At 52.3% G+C, this 18,533-nt stretch carries 11 protein-coding genes; 7 read left to right on the top strand and 4 right to left on the bottom strand.

Annotated elements, in window-relative coordinates:
• Positions 1-6: 6 nt before the first annotated feature.
• From SH449x_RS26860 to SH449x_RS26850, 3 genes are read right to left on the bottom strand one after another with little or no spacing between them, the layout of a single operon-like run.
• On the bottom strand, positions 7-2,307 hold the full coding sequence (locus tag SH449x_RS26860; RefSeq protein WP_482379163.1) for an efflux RND transporter permease subunit: 2,301 nt from the start codon (positions 2,305-2,307) through the stop codon (positions 7-9).
• A gap of 50 nt (positions 2,308-2,357) precedes the next feature.
• On the bottom strand, positions 2,358-2,993 hold the full coding sequence (locus SH449x_RS26855) for an HAD family hydrolase (RefSeq protein ID WP_482379162.1): 636 nt from the start codon (positions 2,991-2,993) through the stop codon (positions 2,358-2,360).
• Positions 2,990-5,074, bottom strand: a complete 2,085-nt coding sequence (locus tag SH449x_RS26850) for a sigma 54-interacting transcriptional regulator (protein WP_482379161.1) — start codon at positions 5,072-5,074, stop codon at positions 2,990-2,992. The genes SH449x_RS26855 and SH449x_RS26850 overlap by 4 nt, the downstream gene beginning before the upstream one ends.
• A 199-nt stretch (positions 5,075-5,273) precedes the next feature.
• On the opposite strand from SH449x_RS26850, the gene SH449x_RS26845 reads away from it, so the two are divergent.
• Positions 5,274-6,677 carry a DUF1598 domain-containing protein gene (locus SH449x_RS26845; protein WP_482379160.1) on the top strand — a complete coding sequence of 468 codons (1,404 nt, stop codon included), beginning with the start codon at positions 5,274-5,276 and terminating at the stop codon, positions 6,675-6,677.
• Between the two features lie 503 nt (positions 6,678-7,180).
• Here SH449x_RS26845 and SH449x_RS26840 read toward each other — a convergent pair.
• The gene (locus SH449x_RS26840; RefSeq protein ID WP_482379159.1) at positions 7,181-10,489 is read right to left on the bottom strand and encodes a PVC-type heme-binding CxxCH protein; all 3,309 of its coding nucleotides are present in this window, start codon (positions 10,487-10,489) and stop codon (positions 7,181-7,183) included.
• On the opposite strand from SH449x_RS26840, the gene SH449x_RS26835 reads away from it, so the two are divergent.
• The 6 genes from SH449x_RS26835 to rsmG all read left to right on the top strand — a co-directional run bounded on the left by SH449x_RS26835 (position 10,488) and on the right by rsmG (position 18,530).
• Positions 10,488-10,625 carry a hypothetical protein gene (locus tag SH449x_RS26835; RefSeq protein ID WP_482379158.1) on the top strand — a complete coding sequence of 46 codons (138 nt, stop codon included), beginning with the start codon at positions 10,488-10,490 and terminating at the stop codon, positions 10,623-10,625. The two genes, SH449x_RS26840 and SH449x_RS26835, sit on opposite strands and share 2 nt — an antisense overlap.
• Positions 10,626-10,818: 193 nt before the next feature.
• Positions 10,819-12,198 (top strand): BamA/OMP85 family outer membrane protein, encoded by a 1,380-nt coding sequence (locus SH449x_RS26830; protein ID WP_482379157.1) that lies wholly within the window; start codon positions 10,819-10,821, stop codon positions 12,196-12,198.
• A gap of 96 nt (positions 12,199-12,294) precedes the next feature.
• A complete protein-coding gene (locus tag SH449x_RS26825; protein ID WP_482379156.1) occupies positions 12,295-13,908 on the top strand; it encodes a BamA/OMP85 family outer membrane protein in 1,614 nt (537 codons plus the stop codon).
• 9 nt (positions 13,909-13,917) lie between these two features.
• Positions 13,918-14,733 (top strand): segregation and condensation protein A, encoded by an 816-nt coding sequence (locus SH449x_RS26820; RefSeq protein ID WP_482379155.1) that lies wholly within the window; start codon positions 13,918-13,920, stop codon positions 14,731-14,733.
• Positions 14,734-14,998: 265 nt separating this feature from the next.
• Entirely contained in the window at positions 14,999-17,812 is a 2,814-nt protein-coding gene (locus SH449x_RS26815) for a tetratricopeptide repeat protein (RefSeq protein WP_482379154.1), read from the top strand.
• A 34-nt stretch (positions 17,813-17,846) separates the two neighbouring features.
• A complete protein-coding gene (gene rsmG, locus SH449x_RS26810) occupies positions 17,847-18,530 on the top strand; it encodes a 16S rRNA (guanine(527)-N(7))-methyltransferase RsmG (RefSeq protein WP_482379153.1) in 684 nt (227 codons plus the stop codon).
• Positions 18,531-18,533 lie beyond the last annotated feature (3 nt).

The raw sequence follows: 18,533 nt of genomic DNA, 5'->3' as shown, positions 1-18,533 counted from the left end.
TTTCTTTCAATCTCTGGAGACAAGATACACAAGTGATGGCAGCAAAAACAAATTGCCAATCAATGATCCTAACATGGAAATCGCTGCCGTTGTTCCGAACACAACCGTTGGCAAGAAATCACTTACGGCCAAGGAACCAAAACCCAACACTAACGCCAACGTCGCCAGCGTAACGGACAATCCAATCTGAGACTGCGAGCAGCGCAAAGATTCATTCACTGTCATTCCGGCCCGGCGTTCCCATTGATACCGATTGAGATAATGCAAACAAGAATCGACACTGATCCCGAGCGATACCGCTGCGATCATGGCGGCCCCTAAATTGATGGGCGTCCCTGTCCAACCAAACCAACTCATGATGAGTAAACTCGGCAATAGATTCGGCAACAAAGCGAGAGTCGGCAACAACCAACTTCTCAGGGCTGCTGCCAAGGCGCACCAAACGCCCAGCGTTGCAATCCCCAAACAGATCCACTGATCGGACACGATGCTTGCGACCAAACTGGTTAGCAACACATAGTATCCAGAGACAACTGCGGTCTTCGTCGTTTGGGATACGGAAAACCGATCCACAACAGCTTGAACCTCGTCAATCAAGCCCGTTTTCTCCGCCGCCCCCAATTGCTCTTTAGAGCGGAGCATTATACGCAGCATCCTCTGCGGCGGTGTCACCTCTTTATCGAAAGCCAACAGTGATTCTGCAAATGATCCAAGCAGGACTTTGACTCCGTTGAATCGCAGATCAAAACGCAAATTGCTGAGCATTCGATTCTGAGCCCAAACATCGTCGGCATCGATCGCACTCATGACGCTAGTGAGCTGAATGGGCCCCTCCATTCGGGACTGACTCGCTCGTACTTCGATAGCTCTTAGATCTCGTTCTAGTTGCCGAATGGACTCGATTCTATCCGGAGTCAATACGGGCTCCACTGGGATCATTACGTCCCACACTCCGGCTCCACCTAGATCGTTCTCGATGGCTTCATATGCCCTGACAATCGGAGTCCCAGGACGGAAATTCTCAATGAAGTTCGTTTCGACTTGAACTGCCGATGCCCCCCAAAACGCAAGCCCCAACGCAATTACGGCAGCCGAGGCAAGCCATTTCGCATGCGGGATGGTTCGGTCTAGCATCTTCACTAGCCATGCTGATAATCGGTCTTGATCCAGACTCAGCGACGAACGAGGCTTGGTGTTTCTTAAGTTCAGTGCGGTGTTTAGTTCACTATCTAACCCAAGTCTTCGCTCCCATTTCACGCTTAGCAAAGGAGCCAAGGCTAAGAATGGAACTAACAATACGATTCCCGAAAGAACGACGAGCGAAGAAAGGGCCATCATATAGCCGTAATCTTGAACGGGGCCAACTTTAGAAACCCCCAGCGCGGCGAATGCAATGCCGTCCGTGATGCAGGCCCAAACGATCGGCTTGCGAAGCCGAAGCCATGACGCTGCGAGCGATTCCTCTGCGGCCAATCCAGACCTTAGCCCCGATCGAAAACCAATTAACCAGTGCATGAGAGTAGCCACGGTGATAACCGTCACCAAGGAAGCCATCATGGAAGAGACCATCGTGATTTGCCATTGGAACGCTACCATCAAACCGCGAGACACGACGAGTGACCATTGAATCAAAACCACATTCATGATCGCCCATCGCAGAGACCGAAATCCGACTAGCAAGAGCACCGAAAGACTGACAATAGAAAACAAACCTAGCCGTGCTCCATCCTTCTCGATTTCTTCAAAGCCTTCCTCGACCATCACCCGTTGTCCAGCTAGCAACGGAGTCTGTCCCCCGCCGAGGTCGATTCGTCGCATCGCTTCTAGCGTTTTCGTTACGGGAAGATTATCTGCCGCATTCTTTTTTAAAATACAGGCTATCGCGATCAAGTCGCTATCGGGGGCATGGGTTTGTCCCTCGAAAAGCTTCTTCATGGCTACCGCGATGGAATCCTCGTCAGAAAGAAGCGGATGAGGATTCAGAGCCTTCCCTATTTGAAAAACCGAGGTTGCAGATTTCCACTGGACCAGGATTTGATTCAGCTTGGAAAGATCCATCGCGGAGTCAACTCCGGGCAATTGATCCAATTGCTCGCGGATCTGCTTCAGGCGGTCCAATCCGCTTCCGTCAGCAGACCATAATTTCGGATCGCGATACGCAAAAACGACTAAATCCGACACACCGAAAACCCTTTGCAAGCGTTCAAAATTCACTCGCACAGGATCCGATTCCGAGAACATGTTTTCCAGCGAACGATCCAGCTTTAATTGAAGCGATCCTGGAAGCAAGCACATCGCAATCGTCATTGCGATGGTAAAACAAATTGCACGATACTGGATTAGGGGAGGCAAGTCCTTTAAGTTCCTAAATCAATTGGAATGCGAATCGGTTGGTGGAATTCCCGAACATCAATGCATCTCATTCCGGCTCGTTTGGCAGCCTCGACTCCTAAATCGGCATCTTCGAAAACGAGGCAATCCGTGGCTGCGATCCCTAGTCGGCGGGCCGCTTCTAGGAACACATCTGGTTCCGGTTTGTGACGTTGCGTATCCTCAGCTGTTACGATTGTATCGAACCAATCGATGCACTGAACTAGCTCCAATTGTTGACGAATAATCTTCCGAAAACCTCCGCTGGCTACCGCGATCGGCTTGCGGCCGCGGTGAGCTCGAGCGACCGCCATAACAGGTTCGATTGGTTTCAATAAGTGCAGATGCTCGAGAAAGGTTTGCTCTTTTTCATGAGCTGCATGGACGGCATCGACCTCGACCGACTGCTCGCCAGCCAGTAACTCGATGATGCGATGACTCGGCATACCGCCGAGCGCGTAGAAGCGATCTTCGGGCAATTCCATTCCGTAGCGCTGCATCGTTTGGTACCAAGCCACGAAATGAATGGGCATCGAGTCGACCAAAGTCCCATCGCAGTCGAATATGATTCCGCTGGCGGATTCTATCCAATCTAAGTAGTGTTCAGGAATCAAATGGTTCACCGGTCCGAATCGTTGGAGGTCATCTTCTTAAGTTTGCGATCGAGCGTGGAGCGTTCGATCCCGAGGATAGCAGCTGCGATATTCTTTTGTCCACCCGTATGCTCGAGAGTCGCCTTGATGTGCTCCCACTCCACCTCTTCGATAGTCCGCTCCAGGTAAGTTGCGTTTTGAGCGGGAATGGTGGTCTGCGTGTTATCAATTACCATTCCGGGCACTTGTAGGTAAGACAAAGCCAGATCCTCAGGTTCTGCCCTATCTCCAACCGACAAAACGTGGGCTCGTTCGACACAATTTCTTAATTCTCGAACATTTCCGGGCCAGTGATACTTTTTCATGGCTTCGATGGCCCGTGCGGAGAAACCGGTAGGGCCGTGTCCGGAGCGTTGACGAAACTGTTGCAAGAAATGGTTGGCCAGCAACATAACATCTTCTGGCCTCTCGCGCAGTGGAGGAATTCTTAACTCAATCACTCGCAGCCGGAAATACAAATCCGATCGGAAGGTCCCTTCCTTGACCGCTTGTTCCAGATCTTTGTTGGTCGCTGCGATCACGCGAACGTCGACGACGATGGGTTTGCTGCCACCGACTCGTTCAAAGGCTTTGCCCTCGAGGATTCGTAGAAACTTGGATTGGATTTCCATGCTCATCTCGCCGAGTTCGTCGAGCATGATGGTTCCGCCATTGGCTTGTTCGAATTTTCCTGCCTTGCGTTCGGTAGCACCGGTAAAGGCTCCCTTTTCATGACCGAAGAGTTCGCTTTCCAGCAAAGTGGGAGTCAATGCGGCGCAGTTCAGAGCGATGAATGGGCCGTTGCTTCTGGTGCTCGCATCGTGAATGGCACGAGCCACGACTTCCTTTCCGGAGCCACTTTCGCCACGCAGCAGAACGGTAGCGTTGGTAGGAGCGACCCGGAGCACTTGTTCATGAATCCGGCTCATGCCGGTAGACGCACTAACCCACTCATCGGAATGTCCGAGCTGCAACTCGAGCTCTTGGATGCGGGACTTGGAATGGTTTAGACGGTTTTCAAGCTGCTTTCGGCTGGTCAAGTTCGCCATGAACCTGGCTAGGACTTCCGCGACTGCGAGAGTCATTTCTAGATCTTCAGGGGACAGATCTGGTTCGTCGAGTCGGCTGTATAAATGAACTAGGCCAATCACGTCCGATTCCGCTCGAATGGGAGCGACGATCACGCTAGTTGTGGTGCGGACGTGACTCTCTTGGGATGCCGACAGAGAAGAATTCGAGGCGACCAAATCTCGGTCCAGTTGGATGTTTCGGGCAAGTATGGCCGAGCCTTCTCGCAGGACTGCACTCGCCAACTTATCCGACACGGGATGATAGGCTTTGCCTGCTTTCTGAATGGCTGCGATCACGGATCGGCCTGGGTTGTCCAGATGTCCTTTGGTTGGGGAGGTCAATTTAATAATGCCCGCCGATTGGCAACCTGTGGCGGCGAGCAAGCGTTCCAGCGCGAATTCGCAACCTCGCGAAAGGTCTGTTTCTTTGGCTAATTCAAAGGCCAATTGCAACAGATTGACGGTGGACGCACCCAGAGCAACCGGTTTGGGAGCCACAGCCATAGGGTTGGCCGTTTTGGTGCTGGCTGGCCGCATTGGTCCCGGCGTAGGGGAAGAAGGAATTCCGAAAGCTTCGGGATCGAGAATGGCGGACTTTGATTGCCGATGAACGATGGTGGAGACCTCGTTTTCCACCGTTTGTGTGGTCTCTGGCGGCAAGGCTTCCGCGTCCAAGGGCGGGGCGATGTCCTCGAGAGAATCCGAAAAGGTCATGCGGCAGGAGGCCACGGTAATCGTGGTGCCGGGAAGCAAATCCTTGGGTTGGGAAATTTTCTCACCATCCACAAAGGTGCCATTTCGCGAGCCCAGGTCACGAACTCGCCAGCCATTTTCCCAGAAAATTTCCGCATGTCTGCGACTGGACCGCTCATCTGGCACGGGAATTTCGTTGGAAGATGCCCGTCCAATCACCAAATTCTTCTCCTTTTCGAGCCGAAACACGTCGGTCCATCGGCTTCCTTGCCGGATAATCAAATAAGCCGACGAACTGTTTGGTTGCATATGCGGCGAAGGGAAATTAATCTAGAGCGGAGATAGCGGAATTCTTTTTGACGATCCATCAACCATTTTCCATCGGAAATTGTGGAAAGTTGTCGAGAGTCCGTACACAATAGAATACAGTGTGCTTTGAAATTAGAAGCCACGGAATACCACTTTTCTTTTGCACCCCTCGCTGACTAACTGAACCGGAGTACTGAGTATGGGCTTTCGAAGACTTTGCCGCCAAACGCTGGGAATTTGCTTGGGCAACCACCCAGTCGCAAAGCATGCGATGGCTATTGCAGTCACCATTGGCGTATTGGGTGCTGGCGGGTCAGCGTTCGGCCAAGCGGGCGGTTTTTTCAGGCAGCCCATCGTTGGGGGAGTTCGCATTGATGCAGACGGCGTAATGCGAGCTGCCACCATGGCGGATCAAAATCAAACCCTCACCGAGCTGCGACAAACCCTGGCTGGACCTCAAGGGGAACTGCAAGCGGCTGCGGCTAAGCGAATGATTTCCTTGAAAAACGTTCAGGAAACGGTTTCTCAAGCTCGTAAGAACAACACAGAGATTCCAGAAGAAACCTTATTCCTCGGTGGCCTCACCCGAGTGGAAAACATCTACGTCTATCCCGAGCGAAACGATATCGTCCTCTCCGGCCCATCTGAGCCTTGGACCGTCGGTGCAAATGGAACGATCGTTGGAACAAAGTCGGGGCGCCCCATCGTTCTCTTGGACGATTTGCTCAACGCGATGAAGAGCGTTCACAATGCTGAGCGAACCGGCATCTCGGTCTCGATCGAACCCACCGAACAAGGGGTAGTACGACTCAATCAACTACTTTCCCAAGTTCGCGATGCCAGCCAGACCAATTGGAAGCGACTAGAGGCCGCCATGTGCGAAGCGTTTGGGCCTCAGCAAATCAAACTAGAAGGGGTTAGCCCAGACAGCCATATCGCTCGAATCATTTTAGCAGCGGACTACAAAATGAAGCTTTATGGTATGAAGCTTGCCGAACCGCCAGTGGCTGGTTTGCCGAGCTATCTGGATATGGTGCGAAACACCGCTTCCAAAGACATTCAATCTCGTTGGTGGATGGCGTGCGATTACACCGCCATCGAGCACAGTGACGACCGACTCGCTTGGAAAATCACTGGCCCTGGCATCAAGACTCTGACTGAACAAGAGCATTATGCCGCCGATGGATCTGTGAAGGGAGCCGGCAAAGCAGACCCGATTGCCAAGAAGTGGGCAGATACCTTTACCGCCAAGTTAGACGAACTTTCGGTAAAAGATCCTGTTTTTGGCCAACTGAGAAACGTTATGGACCTCTGTGTAGTGGCCGCAATCATCGAGTCGAACCGCTTGCAGGACTTGGCTTCGTGCGACCTTTCTACCATCCTAGGCGATTCGGCTGACGTGGAGACCGCCAAGCTCGACATCCCTCAAGCACTCGACCCACAATGCAGCTTTGTGAAGTCGAATCGAGGATTCGTGGTTTCCGCTAGTGGTGGTGTGTTGGTGGATTCCTGGCAAGTTGCCTCGACCGCCAAGGCATCTGCCAGCTTGGTCCGAACCGACGCTGCCAAGGACTGGAAGAACTCAGGCAAGATCTGGCAATAACGGCAAACACCAGTTGAAGAATTACCGGATCAACCTCGGCATGCGTCGCGACATCGCACGGATTTTGCCGTGACGCTTTCATTCCTGTGTGGAACGCTCTGAGGAACGAAGGGGGTGCCGCCCGAAACTGATGCCTGCCAATGAGACCAGTTTCGGTTGAGGGCACCAGTTTCGGTTGAGGGAGAGCAGTATTGGTTGAGGGAGAGCAGTATTGGTTGAGGGAGAGCAGTATTGGTTGAGGGAGAGCAGTATTGGTTGAGGGAGAGCAGTATTGGTTGAGGGAGAGCAGTATTGGTTGAGGGAGACCAGTATTGGTTGAGGGAGACCAGTATTGGTTGAGGGAGACCAGTATTGGTTGAGGGAGACCAGTGTTGGTTGAGGAAGACCAGTATTGGTTGAAAAACTTCCCTGAATACCTAGCCAACACTGTTTCGTCAGGCTAGGCGTGAGTTGCCAGCGTCCGATCCGTTTGCTCGCGGGGCGGGCTAACCGCCCCCGGAAATCTACTGGGCTTTGCGAGTGCTCTGCTTGAGGAAGGCGAGTAAGGAAGCCAATTCGTCTGCCGTCAAGGTCTCACTAAAATTGCCGGGCATTAACGATACCTCGCTTCGCTTTTCTTGCTCGATGTCCTCCAATAAGATCGAGCGCTTTTGGCCCGTTTGATCGGCAACGGTCACCGTCTTGTCGGTTCGCTCGGTTACCAAGCCCGTCACCGTGGTATCATCGGTAAGTAGGAACAACGTGACGCGAAAGGCTTCGTCGACGTTCCTATCTGGCCAAAGAATGTCCTCGCACAATCGCTCGTCGCCGCGATTGCCAACTCCCTCCAATTGAGGGCCGAGTACATTGCCGGTCGTACCGAGTTGATGGCAAAGGGAACATTTGTCGGCATACACTTTCTTGCCCAGCGCCTCATCGACCTTCGCGACGCGGGCCTCTGCGAGTTTCGCCTTAACCACTTGGCTCATGTCGACCATCTGCGACATCCGATCTCGATGCCCTTGCATGCGTGCCTTTTGTTCCGAACTGAGCGAATCCCACCATGCAGCAGGCAAGCTCTTAATCGAATCGACGCCGACCAAACCAGCGTCAAGCCAATCTGCAATCCGATCGGGAGCTTCCCTTAGGTTCGAGATTCGCACTAGCAGCTTAGATTGTGTCTCGGAATTGAGTCGCTTTAAAAAATCCTGGCTCTGAGCTTGAACGGTCGATATCCAACCCTCTCGCCCAGTATCGGTCGCCAGGTCTAGAACCGGGGAACTCGAGACCAGATCCCAGAGAGACTGCTCCATCGCAAACTCCGTCAGCGTTATCTGCATGGCACCACTGGAGGCCAATTGATTTCTGGCCAATCGCAGTTTGGCCTTGGTGTCGAGTTTGGAGGCTGGACCGAGAAGCCCCTTCAGTGAATCAGCGGGCAATTCGGAGGCTGTCAGCATTTCTCCAATGGCTAGTAAGCGATCGACTGATTCGCGAACAGGGGAGTGATTGAGTTCGGGCATACTAAAGTCTCCCGCCGCAATCCATGCGTAGCTGCCGTTCCGATCCTGGTCCACAATCTCCAGGGCCACCATTTCGCCTTGAACGTCCCGCAGATCCCAACGAACCTCTTTCGCGATGTCGCTACGCGGCGGATAGGCACGCCGAATCTCGCGACGTTCACCCGATTGCCGGTCCCATGCCCATAAGCGGACGAAATTGAGTTGCGTGTCCGGTTCACTCGGCAGTGCATTATGACCGCACACGACAAAGCTCAAAGAACTCGGAGCTGCAAATGGAGCAGTCGTCCAACTACCGACATACGGCTCCCCGAGTGGGAAGCTGCTGAAAACGGGAACAGGCTTGGTTTCGTTATTCCCTGCTTCGCGAGACCGCATTTGAATGGGCCAATTTCGCCGATCGTTGGTCGGGCTAGAGGGAATCCAGCTGGATACAGTCTTGACTTCCGCTGCACTTGTTAAGGACTTTTCAAGCCGAGCGAAGACCTGCGAAGCATATTGCTTGAGAGTTGGCGAGATTGTTCCCAATCGGTCCCGTTGCAGCTTCATCAATTGCTGAACACGATCGGCAACGAGATTCACGCTTGACGCTGAGTTAGCATCGAGTGACTCGACCATCAACTGGATGTAGCTAAGCATATTGGCCTCGTCTACAACGCTTGCCAATTGATCCAGGACAACTGAGATCTCAGACTGATTCATCAAGCCGGATGTCTGCCGCGACTTAACCAGATCGAGCAGCGATGCCACGTACTGGGTGTCGCCGACCGATGGCAGAACCTTGAGAAGGGCTAGCTGTTGGGGATTGTTACCTTTCATGGAAAAGCTGCGAATGATCTGCAAGACCTCCTCTTCGGCGTTCTGCTTGGCATTGCGAATCGATCGACGCAGCGAGATCAGGTACGCTTGATTGAGAACGGGATCGTTGGCTTGAGACACCAACTCCGATTGTTCGATCAGCCATTTTACGGTCGTGGCGTTTGCTTGTTCGCTCGCAGCATCGACAGCGCGGATCCAGGTGAAAGCGTTGGCGGAATCGCTCAGGTCTAGAGAGGCAAGCTTTTCGAGGGCATCAGGCTTTCTTGAGGAGACCAAGCGAGACGGAGAAAGTGCGTTTTCGCCTGTCCAGCGAATTCGCCAGATGCGGCCGCTGGTCCGATCCCGGTCTGGGTGGTCTAGTGGAACCTCGTAATGTCCAATGATTTTGTTGTAAAAGTCGGCAACGTACAAATGCCCATCGGGACCAAAGACCAAGTCAACGGGACGAAACCAAGAATCCTCGCTCGTGAGAAGATCGGTGCACTCGACAGCTTTTGCGGAAGCACCTTGGTAGACCAATTGATTGCGGTTGATGCGACAGGTCATGACGTTGCCGCTGACAAACTGGTGCGCCATCTCGACGGGGAAACGGGAATCCGCAGTATGAGCTAGCCCCGCGATCGCCGTGCTGCCGTGCAGGTGATCCATCATGTCTGGCACAAAACCCAGCCCGTCATCGGGGCGACCAAAGCTGGGGTAGCAACCGCCGCGTATGAGTTGTGAAATCGGCTTGCTATGGCAATCCGCAGTGAACCAGTTGCTGTACGCATCGCGCGTCATGCCGAACGGGTTCACTTGGCCTTGGGTGTAGAGTTCAATCCGGCTGCCGTCTAGGCGGAACCGAAAGATGTTGCCTGAAGTCATCGAGACCTCGTGACCGTCTTTGCCTTTGACGACCGATTGATTGTTAAACCCGTGGCAAGCGTAGATCCAGCCATCGCCACCATCGCGGAGCGAGTTGACCATGCCGTGCGTGTCGCGGGTAGTATCGAATGGTCCGTAGAGGATCGAGCGTTCATCGCAAACGCCATCCCCGGTCGTATCCTTTAGATGCCAGATATGCGGGATGGAAAAGCAGATCGCTCCATCGTCGACCGGTAGGATGCCGATGGGAATATTGAGGCCAGTTGCAAAAATCTTGGAGGATTCGAAAGTCCCGTCCCCATCGTTATCTTCCAGAACGATAATGGAGTCCTTGGGCTCTTCCCCTTCCTTGGTAGGGAATGGGTACTGCTGCGTTTGTGTAACCCACAGTCGATTTTTTCGATCGAACGCCAGATTTAGCGGCTTGAGGATAGTGGGTTCCGAGGCAATCAAGTCGACCACAAAGCCTTGGGGGACGTGAAAGCCAGCCAGTTCTTGTTCGGGGCTTCGATGCGGCGTGGAGCGAATTGTGAGTCCGAACTCTGCTTCGGGTGTTTTAGGTTCGCGAACGGAAAGGTCTCGGGCTGGCTTGTAGGGTGGTTCCGGTTCGTTACCGAACGTGGCAGCCATGCTAGAGGCGCAAGGAGCAATTGCGAGCAGCGAGGAAAAAGCTGCTATTTGGGTGATCAACGTAACAGTTCGCATAAGAATCGATATCAAGAGTGGGGAGGATCGTGCTAGCAAAGAGGCATGCGTGGGGCGGTAGGATGGGATGGATGGGCGGGACGCAACAAAATCGGCAGGATGGGCAAGTCTCCTAAGTCTATCATTGGCCACAATTTGAATCAACTTTGCGATTATAAATAAAGTCTAGCTCGTGTGACATTGATTTGGTTTGCATTTTTCTTGTATCTCCCATTTTGGATCGTTCAAGATTGGCACAAGACAAGGAAGAATGCATGCATCGAAAATTCTGGGTCCGCAATGGCCTGGCTGCCTGTATGGCGATAGCGTTGCTCGAATTGTACGCCTCCGTGCTATTTGGTCAGCTCGGCGGAATGGGGGGAGGCGATAGCGCACCCGCTTTTTCAACACCCAAGTTTACGGATCGAGTCTTTGAGGCCGGCGGTCCAAGATCCCGGTTGGCCGAGGACGGCGCAATGATCCTTTCGGTTACCATCGAAGGAAACCGGACGGTAACCGACAGCCACATTCTGTCAATCATGCAATCGAGACCGGACCGCGTCTTCGATCAAAACTTGTTCAATCAAGACATAGCTGCTCTGCACCGAACGGAGTTGTTTGGGAAGATCGAGTCCTACTCGAACGAGTCACCTGACGGCGTCCATTTAAAGTTACGAGTTCAAGAAAAGCCATTGATTCGCAAAGTCTATTTCACAGGAAACACCCGCGCCAATAACCGCGAATTAGAGAAGCATGCCTCACTTCATCCCGGTGATCCAAGAAATCCTGTTCGCATCAATTCTGCGAAAAGCCGTTTGATCGAATACTACCAGGATCAGGGGATGAATCAGATTGACATACAAATCAGAAGTGGCTTACGGCCTGACGAGCCTGATGTTGACTTCTACATTGCCGAAGGCCCGGTGGAGAGGCTCAAGTCGATCAGTTTCCTAGGAAACACGCAGGTCTCAACCGAATGGCTTAAAGCCAAAATCAAGACGAAGATTTATCCTGTCATCCTGCCCCCTAAATTCTCGGACCGAGCACTCGAGGACGACCGCCAGTTCATACTCGGTCATTACCGATCGCTCGGTTATTTTGACGCCAAGGTAGAGGTCCGCAAGGACTACAATCCTGCAGGAGATCGAGTATCGGTAACCTTTGTGATTGTTGAGGGGGAGCGATACCAGATTGGTTCGGTCGCAATCACCGGAACAAAGCGATACGCTCCAGAAGAGCTGTTGCCGTATATGCAGGTGAAACAAGGGGCTCCGTTTAGTTTTTTTGACAAGCAAAAGGATGAGGCGTTTCTGCGGGAGTTATACGGAATCCAGGGGCACTTCTTCTGCGATGTGGTCGGAGAAATCATTTATCAGCCCGACAACGTCGTCGACATCATCTACAACATCGGAGAAGGTGATGTTTATCGGATCAGCGATATTCGTATCCACCTCGAGGGGGACTACACCAAGGAACGAGTTGCTCTCCACCCGCTCGGTCAACTCCGTCCCGGTGCTCTAGCCAATAGCAGGCTCATCGAGGACGCAAGACGACGACTGCAATACTCCCAAATATTCAACGTTGACCCAATGCAAGGAATTATCCCAACGCTCAAAATCGAACCTCCTGATGATCTCATTCGCGACGATTTTTGATCCCTTGTCTGACTCGCAACCGCGACCAGTCAGCAACTCCCTCATGAACTATGAAACGTAAGAATCGGCCCTAATCTCATGTGCGACTTATCATCCATGAAACCAAGAACACGATTGGCCAAGCGAGGCAAGCTGCTGAAGGCATTGGGATTATGCTTGGCAACTTGCGTAAGCCTCGCGAGCAGTTCCGAGGCAATGGGGCAGCTCTTTGGGGGAAACAATGCTCCTGTGGGAAACGGTGTGCCCGTTGGAAATGGCGTGCCGGTTGGAAATGGCGTGCCGGTTGGCAACCCTTATACCACGCTCCAAAACGGCGTGATACCTGCGGCACCCTATCAGCAACCAGATCCCAACCTCGCTCCAGGAGTGCAACCCAACGTCGCTTACCAGAATCCTACGGGCTGGCCCGCTGAGCCGCCGACGGCGTATCCACCCTCAATCTACGGCAATCCGGCTGCAACCGGTGCCCCCGAGGTTGCGGTTCCGATTGCCAATGACCCCATGCCTCCGTTCAATCGGCCCTTGATCGCTCCCGGCCCAATGAACGAACCTCTCGGTCGACTCAATCCACCATGGCAGCTCGAGCCTAACACGACGTTCATGCAGGGGCCACCATTCGGTTATAACCCGCGCGTTCGCGACGTTCCGCTGGACGTCTATTTGCAAGAAGGCCAGACAGGTCGATTCATGATCGGTGGTGCCGTAAACAGCGACTTGGGAGTCACTGGTAACGTGACCATCGAGGAACGGAACTTTGATATTCGGGCATGGCCTAATTCGCAGCGAGGCTTGTTGAACGGAGCGTTTCGTGGGGCTGGTCAAAACTTTCGATTAGAGCTGATGCCCGGCAACTTGGTCCAACGCTATACCGTCAACTGGACCGAGCCGAATATCTTTGGTTACTCACCTTTTAGTCTATCCGTGGGTGGATTCTACTTCACACGGATCTTCCGAGAGTGGACAGAGCAGCGTCTCGGTGGTCGTGTCGGCATCGGCTACGAAATCACCGAAGATTTGTCCTTGGTAACCGAACTCAACATGGAGGACGTCAAGGTGTTTAATCCTGCCGTGGCGACGCTTCCCGCGTTGAATAATGTTTTGGGAAGCAATGATATGTACAGAGGTCGCGTCCACTTATCACACAATACGCGCGACAGCCCGTTTCTACCGACCGAAGGCCATTTGATCGATTTGATTTATGACCAGTACTTTGGCGAGTACGACTTTCCTCGCGCTCAAGTGAACTATAGCAAGTACTTTTTGGTTCGCGAACGCGCTGACCGAACCGGTCGCCATACGTTTTCTAGCGCATTCCGATTTGGTTACACGGGAACGCAAACACCTATCTTCGAGAACTTCTTCGCAGGTGGATTCTCAACATTGCGTGGATTTGATTTTCGAGGAGTTGGTCCATTTGAAGAAGGGATTTTTACGGGAGGTCGCTTTCAGTTCCTCGGCAGCTTTGAGTATATGATGCCATTGACGGCTGACGACATGTTGCGAATGGTCGCCTTTGTCGACTTCGGTACTGTCGAAAACGATATAGAGGTTAATTGGGACAATTTCCGGGTCGCACCTGGTTTAGGGTTGCGAGTCGCAGTTCCTGCATTGGGCCCTGCTCCTCTCGCATTCGACTTTGCTGTCCCGGTTGCCAAGGCGAGCACGGACGATACACGAATCTTCCAATTCTCGATGGGCGTGGCTAGGTAAGGCGATTTTATGTTCGGAGTCGATCTGCCTTTGTATCACGGTCCACTCGATCTGCTGTTCTACCTGATTCGTCGGGAAGAGTTGCCGATCGAGGAGGTCGCTATCTCTCGCATCACAACTCAGTATCTCGAGTATGTAACCTTGTTGAGCCAGTTCGACCTGGACGAGGTGGGAGAGTTTATCGAGATAACCAGTCAATTGATCGAGATGAAAGCCCGATGTGTTTTGCCACAGGATCCGACAGAAGACGGAGAGGTCTCGGTCGACTCCTCGAACCCCGATACTATGAATCACTTGGTGGACCGGCTCATTCAATACAAACGGTTTCGTGACGTAGCCAGCTTGCTGGACGAGCAAAGCCGGCAATGGCAAATGCGGTTCCCGAGAATGTGCCAAGACGTGCTTCCCAAGCGGACTGAAGCTCCCGAGTCGAAAATTGCGAAGATCGAAGTCTGGGATTTGGTCAACGCCTTTGGCAGAATCATAAAAGCCAATCAAAAGCCGGCTGACCACCGCTTGCAATACGACAACACCCCTATCCACGTGCATATGAAACGGTTGCACACTTTGGTGAAAGAGCATGGAGAGATCGAGCTTCAGGATCTATTGGATTGGGGCATGCACAAGAGTTCGGTGATTGCGATGTTTATTGCCACCTTGGAACTGACGCGGCATCATGGATTGCTGGCGCTGCAGAATGGGGCAGACCAACCGCTCGTTCTCAAGCCTGGCGAAGATTTCCCTGATATCTTGGACGTTGCCGAGGTCGAAAACGCTGACACCAACTCTCTCAAAGCTGCTAGCATGCAGATCATGGCTCGATAGGGTCGGCTTCGTCGTCTCAATGTCGACAAAAACTGTTTCAATATCGCGAAAATTGACCTACAGCAGGTTTTGTCCTGCGGCGTGGAATGGAATTCACCGACAGGGCTGGTTTTGCCCCTTAAATCGCCGGCGCACTTCGCTTGTCAGGGGATTCGAGGTATGCTGTAGGATGCGGCATACAGCCGTCTAGCGGCACGAATTTATGCCGATGGAATTTTCGCGTGGAATCGTTCGGATTCACGTTGGTCCTGGAATAGCAATTTCAATGTTCTCTGTTCGAAACAAGCCTACAAGTACCGTATCGAATGCCTTTGGTTCGAAATGCAGCGAGCCGATTAGCCTCCGTCGAATAGCGATTGGACTGTCTTTGCAGCTGATCTGCTTGACGGGCTTAGCATGCACTCATCAGCCAGAAATAGAGCCGACCGATGATACGCAGAGCGTTCGAGAAAGCAGTGTCGATTCCTTATTGGGAAAGCTTAGTGACTCTCGTTACACAGTTCGGCGGGAGGCATTTTTAAGGCTTTGTGACGCAGGTTTTGACATCGATTCCTTTCTCGAGAAGGAAACAGAGTCTTCCGATTTTCACCGGTCACGAGTTGCGGCTTGGTTATTGAAGCTGCGTCTTTCGCCCGGTGATATTTCGCAAAAGTTCGAGATGCTGTCCGACTACCAAGCGATGATCGGGGGAGACTACACCCCCCTTTTACAACGGATTGTCGCGGGGCGTTGGGCTGAGGCGTTGGATCTGCTCAGGACTATTCCTCAGGAGTCGCTGAAAGATTTGCTCGAACGCGATGCTCGCCAGAATCTTACCGAAGGCAGATTTGTTCGCAGCATTATCGAACAAGCCTGGAGGAGCGGCAATGAGTGGGCTGTTCCGCAGATCGTTGACATATTCGCTCCGAACGAGAATCGAGTTGGAATCAACTTGTGGTGGCGGGAGATTGGGATGCCAGAAGAATGGAAAGTGTCAGAACCTGACGACCCAAAGGTCACCGCGATGCAACTGGCCTCTCAAGGTAAGGTTCAAGAAGCCTTGGACCTGGCGGCCCAAAACCGACTTAGGGCAGAATTCGACCGCATAGCGTTGGAGTCCGAAAATTGGGACGCTTGGTTGCGAGGCATGAATCAAAACAGCCTCGTTCCGCCGAGTGGGGCACAATCTAAGATTCGACACTGGGCTCTCGCAGTCGCCAAGAACGACCAAGAGAAAGCGTTGTCATTGTGGAATGAGATCAAGACTCCGAAAGGATCGTTCCCTAACCGAGGGCATGCAACGTTGGCGTTGGTCATGAATGACATGCCCTATTTTGAGCAAGTCGTAGATACCTTGCCCAAGCGGGATGCATTCGATGTACTTTTCAGCGCGGGACGAGTCAAAGATGCTTTTCGCAAAGTGGGGCTCGACGAACTCACGCCTGAGGCTCTCGATGAGTGGCTAAAGAGCATTCGGGTTTTGTTCGACGATCTGGAGCAGTACAGCGTTTATGGTCCAGCGCGTGACCTCCTCTCGATGTACGTTATCGCGTTTCACCAAATGGGCAAGCCTGAACTGGAGGAGCGATTCGACAAGTATTGGATGAGTATGGTGAACGCAAGGCTCGCGGGTGATGGTCCAGATGCTATGTACCCGATGATTTCTCGCTGGGTAAGAGTCAACCAGCGTGACAAAGCAATAAAGTACTTGAAGGAATATTCGAAGAAGAACGCTAACTCCGTCGCGATTTGGCTCAATACGTCGGCTCCGGCTATGGATATCAGTGACAAGCGTTCTGACTACATAAAGTGCCTGGAGAAGGTTTTTGAGGGCTCGATTGTAGAGCCAATGTTGATCCTGCAATACTTGGTTAAACAGCAACAATCTGGCACACCCGCCGCACGAATCACCAAGGCAATTGAGGTCTTAAATGATTTACACTTTGGTCGAAAACCTTCTCATTGGGATGGAGTCGCCGAGTTAAAGGCTCTGAAAACAAGCATTCAAGTAGAGAGCTATAGCGAAGCGGAATTTTATAAATCTATCGCCGTATTGTACGATCTCTTCGGAGACACCAAGGAGGCGGTTCAAGTATTCAGAGACTACGTTCTTCAGTCTCAAGCTTTGACGGATCCAGATGTCTGGGTGATGAGCGATCTGTTAGTGAAGCTGGGCTATGCGAAGACCGCTGCCGACTTGATGTTTCGGCGCAGTGAGGTTTCGGACAACTTGGGAACCTTTGTTCGAACGGTCGATTTGCTTGATAGAACCGGAAAGTATGCAGAGCTGGAACGGCTTCAATATCGAAGACTGTCTTCCACGTCCCCTCAAATCAACGTTCCCTATTCGCTGTTTACCGACGACGCGGAACTATGCAACCGGGCGGAAGTCGAATTGATGCTGGACCGCTTGGATCGTGTCAGCGGCGTTCCGGTCGACAAGGTCGGGGAATCTACACAACGCCAAGATCTGTTGCTTCGCTACCAAATTGCCAAGAACGATTTGTCTAGGGCCTACAAGGCCAAGCGGGCAGCCATGCGGCGTTTGATGATGCGAGCACCAGACTTTCTTGTCATGGACGACTATACTTCGCGCGGGGATTGGCAGTTGATTATCGGCCCCTTCGCGCTGGATGCAGTACAACGTAAAGATTCAGCAGCAGTAGGATATTGGCTCGAGATTGCGGCGCGCGTGGAACCATCGCAAATTCAGTACCCGATCGACGTCATCCCTCATGCCGACAAGCACTTTGATAAAGAGACCGTTGACGCGTGGTTTGATCTTTTCTGGAGCGGCATGCAAGCACAATTAGCCGATTTCCCAGACGATGCGATGACACTCAACAATACCGCTTGGATGGCCTCGCAGTGTAACCGCAGGTTGGATGAGGCGGTCGTGCTATCGCGACGAGCCGTCGAGTTGCGTCCAGATCCGACTTATATCGATACTTTGGCTGATCTCGAGTTTCAGCTCGGCAACGTAGAACGAGCAATTGAGCTCTCTCAAAAATGTCGAGAGCTCGAACCACGTGAAGAACAGCACAAAAAACAATTGAAACGCTTCTTCGGAGCCGCTTCGGGCGGTTCAAGCGGTTCGTAATCAATTCCCTTTTTCCGAATGATCAAAGCTCAACATGCAGGACTTGTATTCCTCCACTCACTTCCAAGGCAATCGGGAAGAACTAGATCACCGACTCCGCACCGAGGCAGCAAGTTTGGAGATCAGCTTACCGGATGAACATTGGAAACCGATCGCTGACTATTGCGAGCTTCTATGGGATTGGAACACGAAAATCAATTTGACCCGTCACACTACGCCCGAATCGTTTGTCCGTCGGGATCTCTTGGATTCCTGGCAGGTTTCACAATGCATAGCAGAAAACGAGGAGATGCTCGATGTAGGGACCGGCAGTGGAATTCCCGGGATTGTACTAGCCATCATTCGACCGGATTTACAGGTTACGTTGTGCGACAGCATTGCCAAAAAGGCTAATGTTGTGGAGCAAATTACGAAGAAGCTGAAATTGCAAGTTCCCGTTTATGCAGAAAGTGTTCAGAAGGTGCTCGACGATTTCCGCTATGACTCGCTAACGTCGCGAGCGGTGGGGCCGATCGCAAAGCTGTGTCGCTGGCTGGATCCCTACTGGCATACGTTCGGTCGGATGCTGGCGATCAAAGGACCGAAGTGGCCAGAAGAAAAACAGGAAGCTGAAAGCAAGGGATTGCTTAAACGAGTCGATCTTCGTTGCTTGGTCTCTTATCCAATGCCAGGTACGGAATCCGAAAGCTCGATTTTGCAGCTTAAGCGAAAGCCGTGAAGG

This window comes from Brakhagea baltica, from assembly GCF_052161605.1.
Lineage (GTDB): Bacteria > Planctomycetota > Planctomycetia > Pirellulales > Pirellulaceae > JBKCUI01.
This window is presented reverse-complemented; position numbering and strand designations above follow the sequence as displayed.